Origin of the sequence: Oceanobacter antarcticus (assembly GCF_044962685.1) — a bacterium.
Classification (GTDB): Bacteria; Pseudomonadota; Gammaproteobacteria; order Pseudomonadales; family Oceanobacteraceae; genus Oceanobacter; species Oceanobacter antarcticus.
In genome coordinates, this window is the sequence record NZ_JBBKTX010000003.1 from 17885 (window position 1) to 39854 (window position 21970).

18 protein-coding genes, 1 pseudogene and 1 riboswitch are annotated in these 21970 nt (G+C 54.3%); of the genes and pseudogenes, 15 read left to right on the top strand and 4 right to left on the bottom strand.

The genetic code is table 11. The features are described 5' to 3' along the window. Window positions 1-6 precede the first annotated feature (6 nt). From WG929_RS02950 to WG929_RS02960, 3 genes are all read right to left on the bottom strand, one after another. Complete coding sequence (locus WG929_RS02950; protein ID WP_369855146.1) at window positions 7-654, bottom strand: transglutaminase-like cysteine peptidase; 648 nt, start codon at window positions 652-654, stop codon at window positions 7-9. Between the two features lie 196 nt (window positions 655-850). Further along, window positions 851-2260 (bottom strand): AmpG family muropeptide MFS transporter, encoded by a 1410-nt coding sequence (locus WG929_RS02955; RefSeq protein WP_416204827.1) that lies wholly within the window; start codon window positions 2258-2260, stop codon window positions 851-853. Then, window positions 2260-2745 carry a YajQ family cyclic di-GMP-binding protein gene (locus WG929_RS02960; RefSeq protein WP_369855148.1) on the bottom strand — a complete coding sequence of 162 codons (486 nt, stop codon included), beginning with the start codon at window positions 2743-2745 and terminating at the stop codon, window positions 2260-2262. Before WG929_RS02960 ends, WG929_RS02955 begins: the two co-directional genes overlap by 1 nt. Window positions 2746-3046: 301 nt before the next feature. On the opposite strand from WG929_RS02960, the gene WG929_RS02965 reads away from it, so the two are divergent. The 11 genes and pseudogenes from WG929_RS02965 (at window position 3047) to yacG (ending at window position 16358) form a co-directional block, all read left to right on the top strand. Then, on the top strand, window positions 3047-4003 hold the full coding sequence (locus tag WG929_RS02965) for a ketopantoate reductase family protein (protein WP_416204828.1): 957 nt from the start codon (window positions 3047-3049) through the stop codon (window positions 4001-4003). After that, on the top strand, window positions 3972-5927 hold the full coding sequence (locus WG929_RS02970) for a two-component system sensor histidine kinase NtrB (protein WP_416204829.1): 1956 nt from the start codon (window positions 3972-3974) through the stop codon (window positions 5925-5927). Before WG929_RS02965 ends, WG929_RS02970 begins: the two co-directional genes overlap by 32 nt. 151 nt (window positions 5928-6078) lie before the next feature. Next, window positions 6079-6336, top strand: a riboswitch (cobalamin riboswitch). Between the two features lie 146 nt (window positions 6337-6482). After that, window positions 6483-8795: a TonB-dependent receptor plug domain-containing protein gene (locus tag WG929_RS02975; protein WP_416204830.1), complete on the top strand. Its 2313-nt coding sequence runs from the start codon at window positions 6483-6485 to the stop codon at window positions 8793-8795. 54 nt (window positions 8796-8849) lie between these two features. Then, window positions 8850-10151, top strand: a complete 1302-nt coding sequence (locus WG929_RS02980; RefSeq protein ID WP_416204831.1) for a hypothetical protein — start codon at window positions 8850-8852, stop codon at window positions 10149-10151. A 96-nt stretch (window positions 10152-10247) separates the two neighbouring features. Continuing rightward, window positions 10248-10499 (top strand): annotated as a pseudogene (locus WG929_RS21400) (hypothetical protein); the annotation flags it as partial. 333 nt (window positions 10500-10832) lie between these two features. Next, a complete protein-coding gene (locus WG929_RS02985; protein WP_416204832.1) occupies window positions 10833-11306 on the top strand; it encodes a pilin in 474 nt (157 codons plus the stop codon). Between the two features lie 126 nt (window positions 11307-11432). Continuing rightward, a complete protein-coding gene (gene pilB, locus WG929_RS02990) occupies window positions 11433-13127 on the top strand; it encodes a type IV-A pilus assembly ATPase PilB (RefSeq protein ID WP_416204833.1) in 1695 nt (564 codons plus the stop codon). A gap of 52 nt (window positions 13128-13179) precedes the next feature. After that, window positions 13180-14409, top strand: a complete 1230-nt coding sequence (locus WG929_RS02995) for a type II secretion system F family protein (RefSeq protein WP_416204834.1) — start codon at window positions 13180-13182, stop codon at window positions 14407-14409. A 2-nt stretch (window positions 14410-14411) separates the two neighbouring features. Then, entirely contained in the window at window positions 14412-15299 is an 888-nt protein-coding gene (locus WG929_RS03000; RefSeq protein ID WP_369855155.1) for a prepilin peptidase, read from the top strand. 137 nt (window positions 15300-15436) lie between these two features. Further along, on the top strand, window positions 15437-16063 hold the full coding sequence (coaE, locus tag WG929_RS03005) for a dephospho-CoA kinase (protein WP_416204835.1): 627 nt from the start codon (window positions 15437-15439) through the stop codon (window positions 16061-16063). Between the two features lie 61 nt (window positions 16064-16124). Beyond that, window positions 16125-16358 (top strand): DNA gyrase inhibitor YacG, encoded by a 234-nt coding sequence (gene yacG, locus WG929_RS03010; protein WP_416204836.1) that lies wholly within the window; start codon window positions 16125-16127, stop codon window positions 16356-16358. A gap of 682 nt (window positions 16359-17040) precedes the next feature. Here yacG and WG929_RS03015 read toward each other — a convergent pair. Then, window positions 17041-17592: a copper chaperone PCu(A)C gene (locus tag WG929_RS03015; protein ID WP_416204837.1), complete on the bottom strand. Its 552-nt coding sequence runs from the start codon at window positions 17590-17592 to the stop codon at window positions 17041-17043. A 262-nt stretch (window positions 17593-17854) separates the two neighbouring features. Between WG929_RS03015 and prmA the strand changes: the two genes are divergently transcribed. The 4 genes from prmA (at window position 17855) to fis (ending at window position 21960) form a co-directional block, all read left to right on the top strand. Then, window positions 17855-18748, top strand: a complete 894-nt coding sequence (gene prmA / locus WG929_RS03020) for a 50S ribosomal protein L11 methyltransferase (RefSeq protein WP_416204838.1) — start codon at window positions 17855-17857, stop codon at window positions 18746-18748. A 166-nt stretch (window positions 18749-18914) separates the two neighbouring features. Then, window positions 18915-20528 carry a DUF3426 domain-containing protein gene (locus tag WG929_RS03025; protein ID WP_416204839.1) on the top strand — a complete coding sequence of 538 codons (1614 nt, stop codon included), beginning with the start codon at window positions 18915-18917 and terminating at the stop codon, window positions 20526-20528. Window positions 20529-20659: 131 nt separating this feature from the next. Further along, the gene (dusB, locus tag WG929_RS03030) at window positions 20660-21649 is read left to right on the top strand and encodes a tRNA dihydrouridine synthase DusB (protein ID WP_416204840.1); all 990 of its coding nucleotides are present in this window, start codon (window positions 20660-20662) and stop codon (window positions 21647-21649) included. Further along, a complete protein-coding gene (fis, locus tag WG929_RS03035) occupies window positions 21646-21960 on the top strand; it encodes a DNA-binding transcriptional regulator Fis (RefSeq protein WP_369855162.1) in 315 nt (104 codons plus the stop codon). The genes dusB and fis overlap by 4 nt, the downstream gene beginning before the upstream one ends. Window positions 21961-21970: the final 10 nt, after the last annotated feature.

The window sequence follows — 21970 nt, forward strand, 5'->3', positions numbered from 1 at the left end:
AATTCCTTACAGATCCATACCGATACGGGCCATGCGAATACGCAAATCCGTCCAGAGGTCAAGTTGGTTCGAGCTGCCAAGGCGCACACCCTCGCCCTTCATTTTGGCCAGCCACATGCCGTCGCCATTAAAGCTGTAAACCGGCTTAAGATCTTTTCGCTCGGTCGCTGGCCGGATTCTGGAGGTGAGGTTGTCCAGTACAACAGGAATAACACCCGGCGCGGAAAAATAGGTCAGCACCATATGGGCCTGGTTGTAGTCCAGCGCCTTGACATAGGTGATACGCAGTTTGCTACTACTGACTCCCAACCGTAGCAGACTGTAATACTTGGCAATCACGTAATCCTCGCAATCACCACCATCGGTGACCAGCGACTCATATGGCGTTGCCCAATAGTCGATTCGTTGCCAGTGCTTGAGGTCATCGCGAAAAGGAATTTCGCTGTTAAAAAAATCGTTTACCTCCTCAAGAATATCCTTTTCGTCTTTGAGATCTGCCGCATCGTGCATCATGTCGCGCCAACGCTCCATCCGATACATGGCACGTCGACCGTATTCATTTCGTGCTTGCTGAATCAAAGCATCGGGTACCCAGTCTTCCCGATCGGCCACCAGATATACTGGAGCAGCAAACATCGCCAATACCCCGACCATGCCCACACTCCGGATGCCACCGAGCAGCAAACGGCGACTCAATAGCAGCCAATGATATGGGAATGAATTCCGGAACAGACACAGCAAATACATTCGTTAAGACACATCCCATCGTAAATGAACCCACGACGGTGAGTTCTGGACAGATTGCACTTAACTATAGACACAGAACGGCAAAACCGCCTGCAAGTATGACTCAGCCCGAACGTTTCTCCGGCTGCTGTTTCATTAATACCAGCACCAGCACAATGGCAGGAAGCCCGAGGAAGGCTGCAATCACAAAGAAGTCGCTGTAGCCCCAGCCATCCACCACCCATCCGGAAAAACCACTGATAAACTTGCCCGGCAAGGTCATCAACGAACTAAACAAGGCGTACTGGGTGGCGGTATAACTCTTATTGGCGAGACTGGAGAGGTAAGCAATGAAGGCCGTACTGGCAATACCACCACTCAGGTTGTCTGCGCTGATCACCAGTGCCAGCCAACTCAACGGTGGACGACTGCCGTCCCAGGTCATGGCCATCAGTGCAAACAGCAAGTTAGTACTCGCTACCAACACAGCACCCAGTAACAAAGGCCGATACATGCCCCATTTGACCACTAGCACGCCACACACACCCGACCCCACCACCGTCATGATAAAGCCAAACATTTTGGCGATGCGGGCGATATCCGACTTGCTGTAGCCGAGATCCAGATAAAACGGGTTGGCCATCACTCCCATGGTGATGTCGCTCAGGCGGAATACCGCGACAAAACACAGAATCAACAAGGCAAACCAGCCGTTACGCTGAAAAAACTCCAGCAGCGGACATATCACAGCGCCCAGTAACCAGCGCTGCCATGCCGGGCGCTGCATCAGATACATAGGCCGCCCGATCAAGCGGTCAATCAGTTCGGCATCCACGCGGCCACGCTGCTCGGCGTTCAGGTGTTTTGGTTCGTCAGACCAGAGGGTAGCGGCAAGACCAATCAGCATCAGCGATGCCATGCCGATATAAGACCAGCTCCAGCTGTACCAGTCCGCCAGGTACAAGGCACCGGCGCCGGAAAACAGCAGTGCAACCCGATATCCGAAGATATAGCTGGCCGACATGGCTCCCTGATACTCGTCGTCTACCACTTCAATCCGATAGGCATCCAGCGCCACATCCTGGGTTGACGATGCAAACGCCACCAGCAACGCCGATACCGTAATCCACCACAAGTCGGTATGCGGATCGAGCATGCCCATCCACAGCAAGCCGATGGCGATGCCCAGTTGTCCGGCCAGAATCCAGCTACGCCGTTGCCCCAGCCAACGCCCCAACAGGGGTATGCTTAATCGATCCACCACCGGCGCCCAGAAAACCTTGATCGAGTAAGTCATCCCGATCCAGGCAAAAAAACCGATGGTGGTACGTTCAACTTCCGCATCTCGTAACCAGGCGGTTAATGTCGAAAACACCAATAAAAACGGCAGCCCGGCCCCAAAGCCAAGTAAGGCGATCGCCAGCACGGGCTTGCGGGTATAAATACGCCAGGCATCCTGCCACCAGCCGAGCAAAGACGTCGAAGCAGCATCGGAATCACGGGAGGGATGAGCTGCTTCGTTGCGGTGGGTCATCAGTCTTTGAAGTTCTTGAACGCCAGCGGCATGGTGATGGAGTCGTCGTTGCGATACAGCGTCATCACGGTTTGCAAATCATCCCGTGCCTTGCCTTGCACCCGAACCATTTCGCCCTGAATCGACGCCTGAACTTTTAGTTTGCTTTCTTTGACAATCTTGACCATTTTGCGGGCCAAATCCTTGTCGATACCCTGACGCAGGGTCGCAATCACCTTGACCTGTTTGCCGGCTCCGGCAAGATCGCCGTATTCCAAACAGCTGACCTTGATTTTGCGTTTGATCAGCGCGCTTTCCAGCATCGGCTTCATTTGCTCAATCTGGAATTCTTCATTGGCGGTCATGGTGACGGCGAAGTCTTTCAATTCGAAGCTTGCATCCACACCTTTAAAGTCAAAACGTGTGGTCAGCTCGCGGTTTGCCTGGTCGACGGCATTCAAGGCTTCGTGTTTATCCACTTCGGAAACGACATCAAACGATGGCATCGAGTTTCTCCTGTCAACAAATAGAGGACGGCATTTGTCTTGTGATAAAGCCGGACTGTATACCTCTGTCAGCACTGAAAAGCAAAAGCCGGCGGAGTAACGTTCCTCTCGTTCCTCTCATTGTCTCCCTCTGCCTATCTGGCCTGTCTTTTTGTCTATTCTTTGTTTGTCTTCTTATCTGTCTTTTGGTTTGTCTTCTTGTCTGTCATACCGCTGCAATCGTCGGGTTACATAAAATTCAGACTGCGTCGAATCGGATGCAGGTGTGGTGTCCGGCTATTGAGCTGCCTATAATCACGCCATGTCATTATCAATCGGTCTTCTGGGTTTAGGCGCTATCGGTACCGTGATGGCCAGCTACTGGCGTCAACACACGGTGTTTGTGCTTGGTCGCTGTGCTGCCGCCTTACAGCACGCACACACCGAACACCAATACAAGCACAAGCGCTCGCTGACCTATGGACCCGCCATTCTGAACCAGCACCCGGAATGGCCGGAAGCATTAACGCTATCGCTACCGCAATGGAATCACCAGCGTCTTGACTGGCTGGTCGTCACGACCAAGGCCGGTGATACTCTGGAAGCCCTGTTGCCCTACGCCAGTCAGTTGCACCGGGTTGAGCGTATTTTATTGCTGCAAAACGGCATGGGTCAGCATGAGCAATTGGCCCATTGGCTCAAGAAGCAAGGACTGCCCTGTGAGCTATGGCGCGGAACCTCGACCGATGGTGCCTACCGCCTCGACAAAACCAGGGTGATGTATGCTGGTTTGGGTCATGTTTGGGTCGGCCAGCATCGTTCGAATCCAGCCAGACTATGTACTTTGCCGACATCCTGTCGTTTACCTCATACCGAGGTCGTCACGGATATATTGGCCCGCCAACGGGAAAAGCTGGCTATTAATGCGGTGATCAACCCACTCACGGCACACTACCGTTGTCTTAATGGCGAGCTGGCAAGCAACATCCGGTACCGCCAGCAACTGCAAGCTCTGGCAACCGAAGTCGAGCAGTTTTTCTTGCAGCTAGGCTGGCCCCTGCAAGAAAATTTGTTTGATCGCGTCATTCAGATTGCCTTGTCTACCGCCCAGAATCGTTCATCCAGCTTGCAAGATGTATTGGCCAACAAAGCTACTGAGTTACGTCATATTTCCGGCTACCTTTTAACCCAGGCCAACACGTCAGGTATTGAACTTCCACTGACCCGCGCACTTATGGATCAAGTTAATGACAGAACAGAACACGGAAAACAGTTCTAACCTGCTCACGCGCCAGAAAACCATGGCTGCGCTGATCACCACCGTCATTTTGATCCTTTTTCTCGCCGCCATTGCCTATGTCGCTACCGCAGATCGTATCGGACGCAACTATCTGGTGCCGGAGATCAATCAACTGCTGGTCGAAACCCTGACCATTCAGCTTAACCGACAGCCACTGGACCTGATGGCCGTCAAGGCACTGCTCGACAGTTTTGCCCACCATCATCAGGTGGATTCCATTCGCCTGACGCAAGACAGTAGTCAGCTGGTGATGCAAGTACCAGTCGATCGCACTATCAGCCCGGAGCCACCCCAAAACAGCGTATATCAGCAACGGCTAAGCACCATTAACGGCGATTTCGAGATTCGTATCATCAATGGTGTCTTCTTACCCGGCTATTACTTGGCTGATACCATCAGCACCAGCCTGATTGTCGCAGCTCTGAGCGCACTATTGATTTTTGCCATGTACGTGCTGATTCGACGTTGGCAACAGCAGCCCTACACCGATCTGCGCGATCAAATCAAAACTGCGCAACAGCACGATCACGACCCGACCACGCCGTTCCAATGTCAGGATCCGGATTTACAACCCTTGGTCAACAGCCTCAATGATCTCCACTGGCACCTGCATCGACGCCATGCCGACCTGGAACGAGCCCATAAACAGGCGGAAAGTGCTCGCCATCGGGCCACCACACTGGCGCGTGACAGCGCTCGTATCAACAGCGACCTGGAACATGAAATTACCGTTCGCAGCGCGATGGAGCGCCAGCTGGCACAAACCAAAGCCTTGATGGATGCCATTATCAACGCCATGCCATCCGCCTTGTTTGCCCTCGATCAGCAAGGCCGCTTGTTATTGTGTAATCGCCAGGCCGAAATCTGGCTTGGTAAGCGTCGTCAGGAACTGGCCGGGTTTTTATTAAATGAACTGATCCCGGAACTGGCACCACTGCTCAAACGGGCCAGACAGCGGCTGACCTCGGGAGATGATCTGGATACGCCAATCCTGCAGCGCCGGTTGTCACTCGATAGCCTGGAAGCCGGATTGGTCACCGACTCACTGGTGTACGCGCTGGATCAGCAACAAGCTGCAGTTGCTGTTGTGCGCATTGATGACATTCGCCAGCGGCTGCAGTTGGAAGAAATGATGGTGCACTCGGAAAAAATGCTCACCGTCGGAGGTATGGCTGCGGGCATGGCCCATGAGATCAACAACCCGCTCGCTGCCATCCTGCAAAACCTGCAAAATATCAAACGCCGTCTGGGTAGCGGGTTAAAAGCCAACCACGAGGCCGCCACCAAGCTTAGTCTCGACCTCCGGGCGGTGGAGGAGTACCTGGAAGAACGGGAAGTTTTCAAACTGATGGAGCACATGCGTGAAGCCGGGGAACGAGCGGCGGCGATTATCGCTACCATGCTGAATTTCTCCCGCCGCAACCATGAACACAAAGAAAAAACGCCGGTCAGCCAACTGGTTAATAATGCCCTGACCGTCGCCCGCAACGACCTTGGCCTACATCATATTGATATATCAACCGCCTCCCTGGAGCACTTGCCGGATGTCTCCTGTATTCCTGGAGAAATTGAGCAGGTACTGGTCAATCTGATCAAAAATGCGCAACAGTCGCTGGCGCAACCAGCCACTGCCGAAGCGAACTGGCAACCGACCATCCGCTTGAATGCCTGGCGTGAAGGCGATTTCCTCTGCATCTCTGTCGAAGACAACGGCTCTGGTGTTGATGCCGACCAGATCGGCCGCATTTTTGAACCGTTTTTCACCACCAAGGAAGTCGGCACTGGCACTGGCCTCGGGTTGTCGGTGTCCTATTTTATTGTCACCACTCACCATCAGGGCGATATGTATTACCGTCCCGCTGATCCCCATGGTGCCTGTTTTGTGATCAAACTGCCGTTGTAAAACCCGTCCATTGCTCTCTTCTTGAGCTCTCATGCCTGTGCACCTGTGCTCCAACGTCAAAATACGGCGCAGAGCGGAACCCCCGGATCGGCTCCCACACGAAGCGTGGGAGCCCGTTGTTTCTCTTCTTGACGCCTGCGACCCTCGCCGCTACTCTGCGCTCAGAATCAGGTGCCCGCCCGCTGAATCATTCAGCCTCGGGTTAAACGGGAAGACCGGTGATGCGTTTACGCAAAAACCGGCGCTGCCCCCGCAACGGTGATCGACCCACTCAATAACCGGTTTCCGCCCACAGCAGGAAACCAGCCACTGCCGCGCAATACCGATTGCATGGGTGGGAAGGCGTTATTGACGAGCACAGGATGCTCAGGTCGTCAGCCCGGATACCGGCCTGTTCCAATCAACCGACGTTGCGGAGGGCAGCGGGAGGGATTTGCGCAAATCCGTAACCGCTGTACCACTACGGTGTCTTCCGCTTTCAGCGGAGTTGTTTATTGCCCGGTCTGCTCCTGCCTGCTCTTGCCGTCTTATTTAGACCCGGCATTCAGGACTCCCATGACATTGATTTTGCCTTCCTGCAACTATGTCCGCAGCAACTATGCCGTCCGCTGTAACTATGTCGTCCGCAGCGGCATCAGCCATCGTCTCTGGCAGTGGCGGATCACGACGTGGCCGTTGAGCCTGGCCCTGATTTTGCTGTTTTTCTCCCTGCATGGATACGCCGAAAACACCGTTACCGCAGACGACGAATTGGTCGTCTATGGCCAAACAGAACCCGCTGACGACGCCAGCTACCAGCTCTATGACCAACAGGCACTCGCGGCTGGCTATCAGAATCTCGGTGAATTTTTGGGGCGTATCAACGGTCTGCAAATCCAGTCGCTGGGCGGCCTGGGAGATCCGGTGCTGGTATCGATGCAAGGGGCCGACGCCAAGCAGACCCGCTTGCTGGTGGACGGTATCGCAGTGAACAATGGACAGTACGGTCAGTACGATCTGAATGCCGTACCACTGGCTGCGATTCAACGGGTCGATATACTCACCAGCAGCAGCGATGCCGACGACAGCGGTTTGATCGGCGACGAAGCCATTGGTGGTACGATTAACATCATCACTCGCCATAGCGGCAGCCACCAAGCCAACGCCACCAAAATATTTGCCGCTGCAGGCAGCTACGGCACGGCCACCCTGAGCCTGCAACAGCCGTTGTTATTCTCGTCATTATCAAACCGCACCAACAATCATCGCACCAGCAATCATCGCACCAACAACCGCACCGCCGACCTGTTACTCGACCACCAGCAAAGCGATAACAACTACCGCTACCCGGTGACCAGTCCGCAAGACACCCGTCAACCGTCCGGACAGCAACAAGCGCTCAATAACGCCGCTTATCGCCGTGATCGACTGACGCTGAAGTATCAACAACCAGATCTGTTTGCCAGCCTTTACTGGCAAGACGAACACAAACAACTGCCTCAATATTCACGTAATTCTTCTATTAACAGTGCCCGCCTGGACAGCAAGCAACTGGGGATGCAATTGTCGGGGAATTGGGGACAACGCTTTCGGCAACACTGGCAACTCTGGCATTCACTCGACCGCCAGGGGTTTTACGACCCCACTGCCGTGTTTGGCTATGTCGACAGTAACAATCGTTATCGTTACCAGCACAGCGAAGCCAGGCTGGGCAGTCAGGTTCAATGGCAGTCCTGGGATTTCGGCAGCAGTATCAATATCAGCCAGCAGCACTATCAAAGCCGTTACCTGAATGACAGCGAAGCCAGCGCTTGCGATTCCCTCAGCAGCAACTGCAACCAGTACTCCTGGTTGCGACATAGGCAACTGAGTGGCCGGGCACAATGGCAAAACAGCGCCAGCACCCGTCAAGTCACCCTCAGCGGCAGTCATCACCAGCAAGACAGCCGGTTAAAAACAGTCGATCGTTCGACTAGCGACAGTGCTGATAACAGCAGCGACAGCTCCCACCAGCAGCAATCCTGGCCATCCGGGCTGATCAGCGCCAAACAATACTGGATTGGCGATAACAGCAGCGGCCAATTGCAACTGAGCTGGAAGCAGGCGTTAAGAATCCCCAGTCTGTACGAACGTTTTGGTAATCGCGGACTGACCCGAGGCAACGACGAGCTGCAAGCAGAACAAAGCCGCACCACCACGTTGACTGGCAGCTGGAACGGACGCTGGCAGCAGCGCTCACAACAGTTCAGCTTGACTCTGTTTCAGCGCCAGCTGGAAAACGCCATCGTGCCTGTATACGACCCGGCAACCGGTGCCGGTCGTTATGAAAATACCACTACTGCCAGCATAACCGGGCTGGAGTGGCAACTGCAGAGTCAGTTGGGCCGAGACACCAGCCATACAGCCACACCGACCACTTCCGCACCAACCACTTCCGCACCAGCAAATGTCGAACCAGCCCGTTTCGAACCAACCATAGGCTACTGGCAGCTGCAGCTGGCAGGCAGCCACTACCATAGCCAGACCCGCAGCGATATTGTCGGCTTCGATCATAAATACCTGCCCGGCATCTATCACTTGCGGCTGACCGCCGGACTGCTCTGGCAGTCCTCAATGGCAGCCCGGCATCACAGTGTCGACCTCCATGCAGAACTGGCCGACGATCTGTATCTCGATCGCTACAACAGCGTCCCCGGCGACCAGCGCCGCCTCTGGAACATCAACTATCGCTACCAGTGGCCAGCCAACTCAAACGCATCCAAGCCATTAATGGCTCCGGCAAACGCCGGTCTACGGATTCACAACCTGTTTAACAACGCCTTTAGCGACTTCAGCGGTCGCCCGGCACGCGGCCGGGAATGGACGCTGTACCTGAGCTATTCGCTCTGATGCTCACTGATTATTGCAAGTAACCCCATAAGATCACCCCTAAGGAAATCCACCATGTTCACCCAACAGCCCAACCACCCGACCCCCCTGACACACGTTATTAGCAGCACTAACCTGGTGCTCGCCAGTACTCTCACTCTGGCCCTGAGCGGCTGTATGAGCGATGACAACAACAGTAATGGACAAGCGATTGTTGAAGGTGCCTACGCGGTGCAAACCCATGCTTCCGACTACAGCAGCAGCCAGGTCGCCATCGGCAATATCACCGGCGACCGCTCGGTACAACAACAGCTCTTCAGTGCCACCAGCACCAGCTACACCCTCGCCAGCGACGCCAACTGGCTTTATCGTATTGGCCAATATGGTATCGACACCATCAGCCGCTACGACGCCACTAGCAGTCTCAGCACCCCGGAATGGACCTACACCACCAACGACGATGGTGACAGCAGCGCCAATACCTATACTCTGGTACATCAGGATGACCAATACGGCTGGCTGCTTCGTTACGGTGCCAACAGCGCCTGGAAAGTAGATACCACCGCCAGCAGTGAAGCTGACTTCAAAGTGGCTGAAATCGACCTCTCCGACTACCGGGTAGCGCTGGATGGCTACAGCACCGAACCCAACATGGTCGATGCCGCCATCGACAACAACCAGCTGTTTATTCTGACCCAGCGCTATGGCATTGACGGCAATAACACTGCTTACGTGGTGGTATACGATCTCGATACCCTGACAGAAATCGATACTGATACCCAGACCGACGGCCTCAAGGGCATTCCTCTCACCGTTACCAACCCTGGCACGCTGGAGCTGCTCAATGGCCAACTGTACATTGCCGCCCGTGGTGACTACGGCAGCAACAGCGGTGGCTTGGATGTAATCGACACCACCACCTATGCCGTTAGCAACCTGATCGACGGCACCACCTTCGCCGATCTGAACGACACCAGCGCCGCAACACCGCAGTATTACCATGTCAAAGACATCGCCGTGGTCAGCGACCAGCAAGCCTATGTCAACATCAGCGTCGAAGCCGGATGGAGCAGTGTCGCCAGCTACCTCTATGAGATCAATCCCGGTAGCGACAAGGCCACCATCACAACCACAGCCAACGCCATCGACATTAACAGCCTGATGACCAACAGCGTCAGCAATCCGGAAGACAGCTACAGCCTCGGCGACATCACCATCGACAACAACCAGCGCCTGTGGATTGCTATCACCAACGCCACCCAACCCGGCCTGCTGGTACTGGATACCGACACCAACAGCCAAAACGGCGACGTCATCAGCCTCGACCTGGTACCTGATACCATCGTCTTCCTGACTGACGAACTGACCGCGCAATAACCCCGCCCACATCACCCATCCCGTGGGGACCGGCTCTGCCCGGCGCCCCACCCCTCCGCCCGTGTCCAACCGGCTCCATCCGTTCCCAACCGGCCCTGCCCGGCACCCCACCCCTGTAGGGACCGGCTCCGTCCGTGTCCAACCGGCTCCGTCCGTGCCCAACCGGCTCCGTCCGTGTCCAACCGGCTCCGTCCGTGTCCAACCGGCTCCGTCCGTGTCCAACCGGCTCCGTCCGTGTCCAACCGGCTCCGTCCGTGCCCAACCGGCTCCGTCCGTGCCCAACCGGCTCCGTCCGTGCCCATAAAAACCGCAAAAGTCACAACCACAGACATGGCCAGATATACCTGACAATCACGCACCTGAGTGACAATATTTGTCAGTTTATATCCGATCCGGTAACCCGCTCTTTTGAAAACGGGTTAAGCAACCAACAACCGGGCAAAAGAAACGAGAACCGGGTCACATAAACCCGCTCATTCCACGAAAATCAACACCTGGCACGCTATTCGCTTAATAGTTTATGAGCAAGAAGCAGATGGTCAAATTCCAGGAAGCCACCCCCTCTTCGACTTCCAGGGTTTACCCGGTGCTTTGACTGAGGTGTCGTCAAGACACCTCAAACTGCGTTCGCAGGACACTTGAAACGTTGCACAACCCTAAAATTTGAGAGTGGAGACTTCCATGAAAACGATGCAAAAAGGTTTTACCCTGATTGAATTGATGATCGTAATTGCGATCATCGGTATTTTGGCCGCTGTGGCGATTCCTCAGTATCAGTCCTACATTGCTCGCTCTGAAGTACAGACTTCTTTAGCCAGCCTGACAGGCATCCAGAATGCAACTGAAGATTACTTCGCCCGCTACGGCATACTGCCAGCAACAGCGGGTCCAATCGCGGATTATAATGGTACTGATCTAACAGAAGCCGCTTATATTACATTTGACAATTACGACGTCACTCTGGCTTGGCCTACGGCTGCGACCAGTACTGATGGAGATGCTGTAACGGCTACTATCACCTTTGATAATAATGCTAGTGGCTTGATCAATGGTAAATATTACACAGTGTCTGGTACTATCAATGGTGATGCCTTGACTCTGGACTGGACTGTAAGCGCTACCGACCTAGATACCGCTTATCAGCCACAAATGTAACACTGAAAAGACATAAAAAAGCCCCGCCATTGCGGGGCTTTTTTATGTCTCGCCCAAACCACAGATGCCGACCCCAACCAATTTTGCTATGTTGCTCTCTGAATATGGATTTGTCTCAGGTGAATCATGATCTCGCTTAACGGTATTTCAAAACGTCTTTCAGAATCCGGCATCGCACCTGCTCTATTGCAGGAATTGCTGACTCTGGCCCGCGACAAAAAACAGCCCTTTATCCAGGTGGCAGCAGAATCTGGCAAAATCACACCAGCACAAATCGCTACCGCTGCAGCCGAAGAATTTGGCTTGCCACTACTGGATCTGGAAGCCTTTGATATTGATCTGATTCCTGGTGACCTGATCAGCAATGAACAATTGGAAAAACACCGCACCCTGCCGTTAATGGTACGAGGCAACCGCCTGTTTGTAGCCCAGAGTGACCCATCCCAGATACAGGCGATTGATGAGTTTAAATTCAGTACCGGTATGACCATTGAGCCGGTGATTGTTGAGTACAACAAGCTGCAGGCGTTGGTGGATAAAATGCTGGCCGCCAACGATACCAGCATGGGCGATCTCGACAGTGAGCTGGAAGACGTTGATCTGGAAGACCCGGACGCCGCCGACAAGGCCCAGGAAAAAACAGCAACCGCAGCAGAAGACGACGCTCCGATCGTGCGTTTTGTTAATAAAATGCTGTTGGATGCCATTAAACTGGGCTCGTCCGATATTCACTTCGAACCTTACGAAAAACGCTATCGGGTGCGTTATCGTACCGATGGTATCTTGCATGAGGTCACCAGCCCACCAGTGTCGCTGACCGGCAAGATTGCCGCCCGGCTCAAGGTGATGTCGCAAATGGATATTTCCGAGCGCCGTATGCCCCAGGATGGCCGTATCAAGATGCGGCTTTCCAAAAGCAAGGCCATCGACTTCCGTGTCAATACTCTGCCAACCCTGTTTGGCGAAAAAATTGTCTTGCGAATTCTTGACCCGTCGTCGGCCCAGTTGGGTATCGATATGCTGGGTTACGAACCGCAACAAAAAGAGCTGTATATGCACGCCCTGTCGAAGCCACAGGGGATGATTCTGGTGACCGGCCCCACCGGTTCCGGCAAAACCGTATCGCTTTATACTGGCCTGAATATTCTTAATGTCGAAGGCACCAATATTTCTACCGCTGAAGACCCGGCCGAAATCAATCTCGAAGGGGTTAACCAGTGTAACGTCAACGCCCGCGTCGGCCTCGATTTTGCCGCAGCGTTACGTTCTTTCCTGCGTCAGGATCCGGATGTCATCATGGTAGGGGAAATCCGCGATCTCGAAACCGCCCAAATTGCCATCAAGGCTGCCCAGACCGGTCACTTGGTGTTGTCCACTTTACACACCAACAACGCTCCGGAAACCATTACCCGCCTGGCTAATATGGGTATACCCTCGTTTAACATTGCCACTTCGGTATCCTTGATTATTGCCCAGCGACTGGCCCGCCGTTTGTGTAAATCCTGCAAAATCCCGACAGACATCCCCAAGGAAGCCTTACTCGAGACCGGCTTTACCGAGGAAATGCTTGAAACCGCTGAAATCTATCAGCCAGTCGGCTGCGAACATTGTAAACAGGGTTATAAAGGTCGTGTTGGTATTTACGAAGTGGTTAAAATAACCGATGCCCTGTCTCGTATTATCATGCAGGGCGGCAACTCGATTGAAATTGCCGATGTTGCTCGTCAAGAAGGCTTCAACGACTTGCGTACCTCAGCATTACAAAAAGTTGCTCAGGGCGTTACCAGCCTCGAAGAAGCCAATCGAGTTACCACCGATTAACCAGCGGCGGCTACCTTGTGGCCAATGATTTTGCAGAGGCGTTCCAGCAGTTATGGCCAAGCAAGCAAAGAATATTGATTTTGTCTGGGAAGGCGTCAACAAACGCGGCCAGAAAATGAACGGCTCCCTGTCTGGCCAGAATATGGCCATGGTCAAGGCCCAACTGCGCAAACAGGGGATTCAGCCCGACAAGGTAAAACGGGCATCTCAGCCGATGTTTGGTCTGGGGGGAGCGTCGAAAGGCAAAAAAATCAAACCCGCCGACATCAGCTTTTTTACCCGCCAGATGGCCACTATGATCAAGGCTGGGGTACCGTTGGTACAGTCGTTCGAGATTGTCGCCGATGGGGTTGATAACCCCAGTATGAAAGATCTGATTTATCAACTGCGCGATACGGTGTCCGCCGGTAATGATTTTGCTTCGGCACTGAAAGAGCATCCACAGCACTTTGATGAGCTGACCTGTAACCTGGTGGAATCCGGCGAACAATCCGGCGCTCTGGAAACCATGCTCGATAAAGTCGCGATTTATAAGGAAAAGTCGGAAGCGCTCAAATCCAAAATCAAAAAAGCCATGGGCTACCCGATTACCGTACTGGTGGTGGCCGCCATCGTCTCGGCCATCCTGCTGATCAAGGTGGTGCCTACCTTCGATGGTATGTTCAAAAGCTTTGGTGCCGAGTTGCCGGCGCCGACCCAGTTTGTGGTCGATCTGTCTGCCGCAATGCAGGCAAACTGGATGTACGCACTGGCAGTGGTGGTGGTTGCGGTGGCGGTATTTAAACAATTGATGAAAACCTCGCAAAAATTCCGCGATCAGATGGATTACCTGGTACTAAAACTACCTGTGTTTGGCAATATTATGCATAAGGCGGCGGTAGCCCGTTTTGCGCGGGTATTATCGACCACCTTTGCCGCTGGCGTGCCTCTGGTCGAAGCGCTGGAATCCGTGGCTGGCGCTGTCGGTAACAAATTGTACCGGGATGCGGTATTAAACGTGCGTCAGGAAGTAGCAACTGGCCAGCAGATGCATTTTGCCATGCGAGCTACCGGCGTATTCCCCAACATGGTGGTACAGATGACCAGTATCGGCGAAGAATCCGGCGCGCTGGACACCATGCTCGACAAGGCTGCCAGTTATTACGAAACCGAGGTGGATGAATCGGTGGATGGCCTTACCGCCATGATGGAGCCCTTGATTATGGCGTTTCTCGGGGTCGTCATTGGTGGCTTGATCATCGCCATGTACTTGCCGATTTTCCAGATGGGATCGGTAATGTAACCATGGAAGGCTTATCGCAATTATTTACCCTGATTGGCAGCCACTGGTTGTTGCAGGTGATGTTTATTGGCCTGCTGGGCCTGTTACTTGGCAGCTTTATGAATGTGGTGATTCTGCGGCTGCCGGTAATGATGTTCCGGGCCTGGAAGCTGGAATGTCAGGATATCGACCAACTGCCACCCCACCCGGCGCTGGACGACCTGAGTCAGCCCTATAATCTGGTCACCCCCCATTCTCACTGCCCCAAATGTCAGGCCCCGGTCAAAGCCTGGCAGAATATTCCGCTGGTCAGTTTTTTATTATTAAAAGGCCGCTGCGCAGGCTGCGATAGCCCCATTGGCTGGCGTTATCCCATTGTCGAGCTGGTAACGGCGCTGTTCAGCCTGACCCTGATCGTTGCCTTTCCCTGGGGATGGCAACTGGCCGCCATGCTGGTGTTCACCTGGTTGCTGATCACTATGTCGGTGATCGATATCGACCACCAGATTCTGCCGGACACCTTGACGCTGGGACTGTTGTGGTTGGGACTGCTGGTTAATTCCCAGGGGTTATTTACCGATTTGTATTCGGCGGTATGGGGCGCTGCGGCCGGTTACCTGAGTCTCTGGTCGGTGTTCTGGCTGTTCAAATTGGTCACCGGCAAAGAAGGTATGGGTTTTGGCGACTTTAAATTACTCGCCGCCCTCGGTGCCTGGCTGGGTTATCAGAGTATTCTGTTGATTATCCTGTTGTCGTCTGCCGTTGGTGCGGTAGTGGGTATTGCCGGTGTGATCATACTCGGGCGCGACAAAAATTTGCCAATCCCGTTTGGCCCTTACCTCGCCATGGCCGGATGGATTGCGGCGCTATGGGGTGATGAGCTGATCCATTGGTATTTGGGTGGTATGTAACTGTGGTATGTAACTGTGGCATGTCACTGTGGTATGTCAGCTTTCGGGCTGGGGCCTGTCGAACTCACTCAATCCACGCCAAGAGATTTTTTACCGCAATGGGCTTATCAGAATCGACGCACTGCGAGAGTGGTTAAATGACTTGGGTCGTGGGTATTACCGGCGGTATTGGTTGCGGTAAAACCGCAGCGTCAGATTACCTGGCGGCGAAAGGTATTATCGTGGTCGATTCTGATCAGATCGCCAGACAGGTTGTCGAACCTGGCCAACCAGCCTGGCGAGCGATTGTCGATCATTTTGGTGCCCATCAGGTACTGCTGCCGAATCAACAGCTGAATCGTAGCTGGTTGCGCACCCGAGTATTCGAACAGCCGGAAGAACGTCTCTGGCTCGAACAGCAAACTCACCCCGCTATTCGCCAACAAACTCAACAGCAATTGGCCCAGGCCAGTAGCCCGTACGCCATTCTGGCCTCACCATTGTTGTTTGAAAGCGGTCAACAGGCGTTAGTGCAACGCACTTTGGTAATTGATTTGCCAGAATCGCTGCAATTACAACGCGCCAGCCAGAGGGATGGTAATTCTGAAGCGCAGATTCGTCGTATCATGAGCGCTCAGATCAGCCGCGAAGAACGGCTGCAACAGGCAGATGATGTGGTAAACAACGCTGGCTCACTGGCTAACCTGCAGCAACAACTCGACGCTTTACACCAGCAGTATCTGGCGCTGGCAGCACAAACAAGCCCAAGCCCAAGCCCAAAATAGCAGAACGTACTCGCTCTGCCTGTTAACCGTTTAAATTATTTGTTATGAAAGGCGATCCAGCATGAGTGAATCCCATATCACCACCAAAGGCCAGTCGGCCGCCAACGATGCGGTACTCGCAGTCAACTGCCCCACCTGTCAGAAATCCGTGTCCTGGACATCCGCCAGTCTGTTTCGGCCATTTTGTTGTGAGCGCTGCAAACTGATCGATCTGGGCGAATGGGCCAGCGAATCGCACCGCATTGCCGGTAGTGATGACGACAATGACCTAATGTCAGAAGACGCGCAGTACTGATGACGAACAAGGCCAGCGTGGCAGCTGGCACTCCCAAACATTCGGGAAGGTGGGCCGCTGCGCCCGCTAATGGCTGCGATCACTACGCGAGGCTGATAGCCAACGCTAAGGCCAGCATGGCAGCTGGCACTCCCAGGCATCCGGGAAGGTGGGCCGCTGCGCCCGCTAATGGCTGCGATCACTACGCGAAGCCAACGTGAAGGCCAGCATGGCAGCTGGCACTCCCAAACATCCGGGAAGGCGGGCCGCTGCGCCCGCTAATGGCTGCGATCACTACGCGAAGCCAACGTTAAGGCCAGCATGGCAGCTGGCACTCCCAAACATTCGGGAAGGTGGGCCGCTGCGCCCGCTAATGGCTGCGATCACTACGCGAAGCCAACGTTAAGGCCAGCGTGGCAGCTGGCACTCCCAAACATCCGGGAAGGTGGGCCGCTGCGCCCGCTAATGGCTGCTAGCACTCCCAGGCATCCGGGAAGGCGGGCCGCTGCGCCCGCTAATGGCTGCGATCACTACGCGAGGCTGATAGCCAACGTTAAGGCCAGCGTGGCAGCTGGCACTCCCAAACATTCGGGAAGGCGGGCCGCTGCGCCCGCTAATAGCTGCGATCACTACGCGAGGCTGATAGCCAATGTTAAGGCCAGCATGGCAGCTGGCACTCCCCATCAACCCAAGCCGTTCGGCTTTATTGGCGCATATCCACCAGAGTGGCTGTGGTTAACAAACAACCACTGTGTACAAAACACAGCGTCAGCGGCAGCTCCTTGCCGATGACCGCAGGCAAGGGTTGCTGCAAGCCGAACAACATCAGATGCAGGCCACCCGGTTGCAAGGTGACGGTTTGCCCTGCAGGCACATCCAGGCCGTCGATCTGACGCATTTTCATCACACCGTTAGCGTGAGTATGCGTGTGAATTTCAATATGATCCGCCCAGTCAGCCTTGGCCGACAGCAAGCGATCCTGCCCAGAGCCGCTGTTTTTCAAGGTCAGAAACGCTGCACTTATGCTACGTCCAGGAATCGGGGCACGCACAATGGCATCGCTGATTTCCATAGTGCTGACGGATCCAGTGTTGCCAGTCCCACTACCGGTCTCAGTCTGTCCATATGCGCTCACAGTACCCAGTGCCGCCCCCAACACCAGGCTGACTAACCGTAACCAATAAAAACCACAACGGACGAAAGGTACTGGCTGACTTCGGGTCGATAACGGGCGAATCAAGTCGCGACGGCTCATAACACTATCCTTGGCTGAATCTATTGGCGGATCAAAAAGTATGTACGGGATTGTCGCAGCTGCTGATAGCCGCCGTACAGCGGCTAAATGCCGCAGGGTGTATCAGGAGAGATCCCGTGAGACTCTGGCCACTGTACGCGCCGTCTTATCAGTCAACTGGACGCTTGTTGATATTTTCGGCAAACTCCGCGCTTTGCGGCACGCCTGCACTACCAGATCATCGCAGCCAGACCATTCACTACCAGAGCATCGGAGACATATCATGAGCCAATGGGTTCAATTACGAATTCAAGCCAAAGCAGCGCAAGTAGATGCTTGTGAAAACGCCCTGCTGGCTCTGGGTGCCTTGTCCGTTACCCTGCAAGACAATGCCGACCAGCCAATTCTGGAGCCTGAACTAGGCACCACCCCCCTCTGGGATGATACCCAGATCATTGGCCTGTTTGATGCCGACACTCATACCGCTGCAATCGTGGAGCAGTTTCCCTTGATGTTTGCCGCTGAAGGCGGTGTTGGAAGCGTCGATTTGTTATGGGAACAGGTCGAAGACAAGGACTGGGTCAGAGCCTGGATGGACACTTACAAGCCCATGCAGTTTGGCCCGCGCTTGTGGGTGTGCCCAAGTTGGTGTCAGCCACCACAACCGGATGCCGTCAACCTGCTGCTTGACCCTGGCCTGGCTTTTGGCACCGGTACGCACCCGACCACCGCGCTGTGTTTGCGCTATTTGGATGAGCATATAAAAGGTGGTGAAGAGGTTGTCGATTTTGGTTGCGGCAGCGGCATTCTTGGTATGGCAGCGCTGTTACTGGGGGCCCGTACGATGACAGGTATCGACATCGATCCCCAGGCACTGACCGCCACCCGCGACAATGCCCAACGTAACGACATCCGTCGTGACCGTTTCGAGGTGTATTTACCACAACACACACCTGCGGTTCAGGCCGATATAACGGTCGCCAATATTCTGGCTGGGCCACTCAACGAACTGGCCCCTCAGCTGGCCCAACTGACACGCTCCGGTGGCAAGCTGGCCCTTTCCGGGTTGCTCTCCCACCAGGCAGACGACGTTATTCAGCGTTATAACGAGTGGTTTGTGATGGATACACCAAAGCAACAGGAAGATTGGGTTATTATCTCTGGAACCCGTCGCTAGGGAAGGACTGGTTTGAGCGATTTTTACGCAAACTTGAGGCAAATAATGGTTCTATTTAACACAGAATTGCGCACACAAGAGAGCCAAATTCAGCTTTTCCGCAGTAGCACAGTCCCAAGCACGACAGACTCTTTTTGAGCAACCTGGATAATTCTGAGGATTCATCATGGCCACGCATGTGACTCGCTGCCCACATTGCCAGACCAGCTTTCGCGTCCGCGACGAACACCTCACGATTGCGAAGGGGAATGTCCGCTGTGGCTCTTGCCTGCAAGTATTTAATGCACGAAATCACCTTGTGAACCCGGTTGCAGAGGCGTCAAAAACAGCCGCTGACAGCCATTCTGCAGGGTCGACAAAGACAGCGGCTCCGACGCACAAACCGACGCCAGCCGAACCGGCAAGTGCTGCCAAACCAGCCAGTCCCAAGCCCACCGCTCAGGCTCCGACGTCCTCAACAGCGACAAGTACACCGGCAGATACAAGCACCCCACCACCCGCCACAGCCATACCAGCCGAGGTTCACGATGATTTTGATTCCGTCAATCTTGAATCCCAGCAGGAAGTATCCTCCGACGAGCTGTTCGATAACCTGTTTGGCAGTGCCGACGATGATAATCTGGACGATAACAACAGTGGTTTTCTCGACAAGGCTATCTTCGACAGTCTGAATGGCGACGACACCAGCCCCCCGGAAGCGGAAGACAGCCAGCTTGATGACGACGACCTGCTGATCCACGACGAAATGGACAGCATCGGCGAACCACACGATGGCGACGAGAGCATCTCAGACGATCCGTTTGCGGATCTGGGGTTACGTGCTCCCGAACACCTTGATCGCCCCGCCCCCGGATCCGGTCTTGAAATTGACGATTCGCTGATCAACCTCGATTCCATGGATAACCATCCGCTCAGTTACGACGTCAGCAAACTGGAAAACATCGAGGAAGAGGAAGATGACGACGAAGCCTGGGCCAGAGCGCTGCTTGATGACGACTCACCACCGGAAGAAATTACCCGTGAGCTTGGTCTGGTTACCACTCGCAGCGAGGAAGCACAATTCAAACGCCCCGCCGCCACCGTCGCCATACCAGAAAATACGGAAGCAGACGACGAACCTCCTTCCGCCAACAAAACACCCATCCGCTTCGCCCTGGCTGACGAGCAACCAGAAGACCAGAGCAATACCGATTACCGCGCTGACAATGGCTTGCCTCCCGGCTTTGGACAACCACCTCGTCACCAGCAGCTGACAGGTAACATTCAGGCAACCCCGCTGCAACTGGATGCTGAAAAGCAAAAACGGGCCAAAACCGGTTGGTTGGTCGCCACCGTAGCCTTGCTGGTGTTGCTGGCCGGTCAGGTGCTGTATTTCAATTTTGACCAGTGGGCAAGAACTCCGAGCTGGCGTCCGGTGTACCAGTCGCTTTGTTCCGTGTTTGGTTGCCGTTTGCCACATGTTCAGGATGTGCGTTCCATGTCGACCCGCAACCTGGTGGTGCGCTCCCACCCGGCCATTGCCAATGCTTTGGTGGTCGATACACTGATATTGAACAACTCTGAATTTGACCAGCCATTTCCTGACCTGGCATTGATATTCAGGGATTTGAACGAAAATGTTATTGCCAGCCGCCAGTTTACACCGGCGGAATACCTCGCCGGAGAAGTTGCCGGTCAAAGCAGCATGCCCAGCAAAACGCCAGTACACGTCGCGCTCGAAATTCTTGACCCTGGACAAAACGCTGTCAGCTATGCCGTGCAACTGGTGGATAATCAATAACCGGTAGACGGGTAGCAAACCGTAAGAAAAATGACATATTTGTTGGCAAAGTGGTCTTTATTCAACCGATTCATCCGAGTATGATAGCGCCACTTTTTTCCGCACACTTTTTGACCAACTCGTAGTTATTCATGCCCACAATTGGTAAATACACGCTAACCAGCCCGGCCGTGCTGGCACCGATGGCGGGGGTGACTGACCTTCCGTTTCGTCGCCTGTGTCGACATCTCGGCGCTGGCCTTGTTGTTGGCGAAATGGTTGCTGCCAACCCCGACCTGCGCGCGACCCGCAAGTCACGGCAACGGCTGGATCACAGCGGCGAACCAGAGCCGGTTGCTATCCAGATTGCCGGGGGGGATCCGGAATCACTGGCAGAATGTGCCCGTTACTCCGTGGCGCACGGAGCCCATATTGTCGATATCAACATGGGCTGTCCGGCCAAAAAAGTGTGTAACAAGGCCGCTGGCTCGGCACTGATGAAAGATGAAGGTCTGGTGCGAGACATATTACAAGCCGTTGTCGAAGCCGTTGATGTCCCGGTAACGCTGAAAATGCGTACCGGCTGGGAACCTGAACATCGTAATGCAGACGTGATCGCAACGCTGGCGGAAGAACTCGGTATCCAGTCGTTGGCGATTCATGGCCGTACCCGTGCCTGTGGCTACAAGAACACCGTCGAGTACGACACCATTCGTGCAATCAAGCAGTCGGTGTCCATTCCGGTGTTCGCCAACGGTGACATTACCTCTCCACAGAAAGCGGTTGAGGTCATGGACTATACCGGTGCCGATGGCGTCTTGATCGGTCGTGCAGCCCAGGGAAATCCCTGGATTTTTCGGCAAATCAATCATTTTTTGGCCACCGGAGCAGAGCCGCAAGCGCCTCGGCCAGATGAGATTTACAACACCCTGCAGGATCACCTGCTGGCTTTGTACGCCTTTTACGGCGACTACCTTGGGCTACGTATTGCCCGCAAGCACGTTGGCTGGTATCTCGCCAGCCAACCCGGTGGTGAACAGTTTCGCCGCCAGTTCAATCAGTTGAATTCCATCGACGAACAAGGACACGCCGTTCGTCAGTTTTTCCTGGGGATCAGGAACTCGAGGGAGATTGCAGCATGAACACCCAAGCATATATCAAGAAGGTTGATACGGTGACCGAACCAGCAGAACAGCACATCCGATTGGAAACACCCGTGGCGTCAAACCAGACCCTGCGTGACAGTGTCGAAAAAGCGTTACAGAACTATTTCGACCAGCTTGATGGCCAGGAAGTGGCCGGTATCTACGACATGGTACTGTCGGAGGTGGAAGTGCCACTACTCGAAACCGTCATGAAATACACTCGCGACAATCAAACCAAGGCCTCTGTTGTGCTTGGTCTGAACCGTGGCACGTTGCGCAAGAAACTCAAGCAGTACGGCATGCTCTAACACCCGTACG

Coding starts and splice junctions, on each gene's coding strand:
- WG929_RS02950 (WP_369855146.1), bottom strand. CDS start 654: ATGGTCGGGGTATTGGCGATGTTTGCTGCTCCAGTATATCTGGTGGCC.
- WG929_RS02955 (WP_416204827.1), bottom strand. CDS start 2,260: ATGACCCACCGCAACGAAGCAGCTCATCCCTCCCGTGATTCCGATGCT.
- WG929_RS02960 (WP_369855148.1), bottom strand. CDS start 2,745: ATGCCATCGTTTGATGTCGTTTCCGAAGTGGATAAACACGAAGCCTTG.
- WG929_RS02965 (WP_416204828.1), top strand. CDS start 3,047: ATGTCATTATCAATCGGTCTTCTGGGTTTAGGCGCTATCGGTACCGTG.
- WG929_RS02970 (WP_416204829.1), top strand. CDS start 3,972: ATGACAGAACAGAACACGGAAAACAGTTCTAACCTGCTCACGCGCCAG.
- WG929_RS02975 (WP_416204830.1), top strand. CDS start 6,483: ATGACATTGATTTTGCCTTCCTGCAACTATGTCCGCAGCAACTATGCC.
- WG929_RS02980 (WP_416204831.1), top strand. CDS start 8,850: ATGTTCACCCAACAGCCCAACCACCCGACCCCCCTGACACACGTTATT.
- WG929_RS02985 (WP_416204832.1), top strand. CDS start 10,833: ATGAAAACGATGCAAAAAGGTTTTACCCTGATTGAATTGATGATCGTA.
- pilB (WP_416204833.1), top strand. CDS start 11,433: ATGATCTCGCTTAACGGTATTTCAAAACGTCTTTCAGAATCCGGCATC.
- WG929_RS02995 (WP_416204834.1), top strand. CDS start 13,180: ATGGCCAAGCAAGCAAAGAATATTGATTTTGTCTGGGAAGGCGTCAAC.
- WG929_RS03000 (WP_369855155.1), top strand. CDS start 14,412: ATGGAAGGCTTATCGCAATTATTTACCCTGATTGGCAGCCACTGGTTG.
- coaE (WP_416204835.1), top strand. CDS start 15,437: ATGACTTGGGTCGTGGGTATTACCGGCGGTATTGGTTGCGGTAAAACC.
- yacG (WP_416204836.1), top strand. CDS start 16,125: ATGAGTGAATCCCATATCACCACCAAAGGCCAGTCGGCCGCCAACGAT.
- WG929_RS03015 (WP_416204837.1), bottom strand. CDS start 17,592: ATGAGCCGTCGCGACTTGATTCGCCCGTTATCGACCCGAAGTCAGCCA.
- prmA (WP_416204838.1), top strand. CDS start 17,855: ATGAGCCAATGGGTTCAATTACGAATTCAAGCCAAAGCAGCGCAAGTA.
- WG929_RS03025 (WP_416204839.1), top strand. CDS start 18,915: ATGGCCACGCATGTGACTCGCTGCCCACATTGCCAGACCAGCTTTCGC.
- dusB (WP_416204840.1), top strand. CDS start 20,660: ATGCCCACAATTGGTAAATACACGCTAACCAGCCCGGCCGTGCTGGCA.
- fis (WP_369855162.1), top strand. CDS start 21,646: ATGAACACCCAAGCATATATCAAGAAGGTTGATACGGTGACCGAACCA.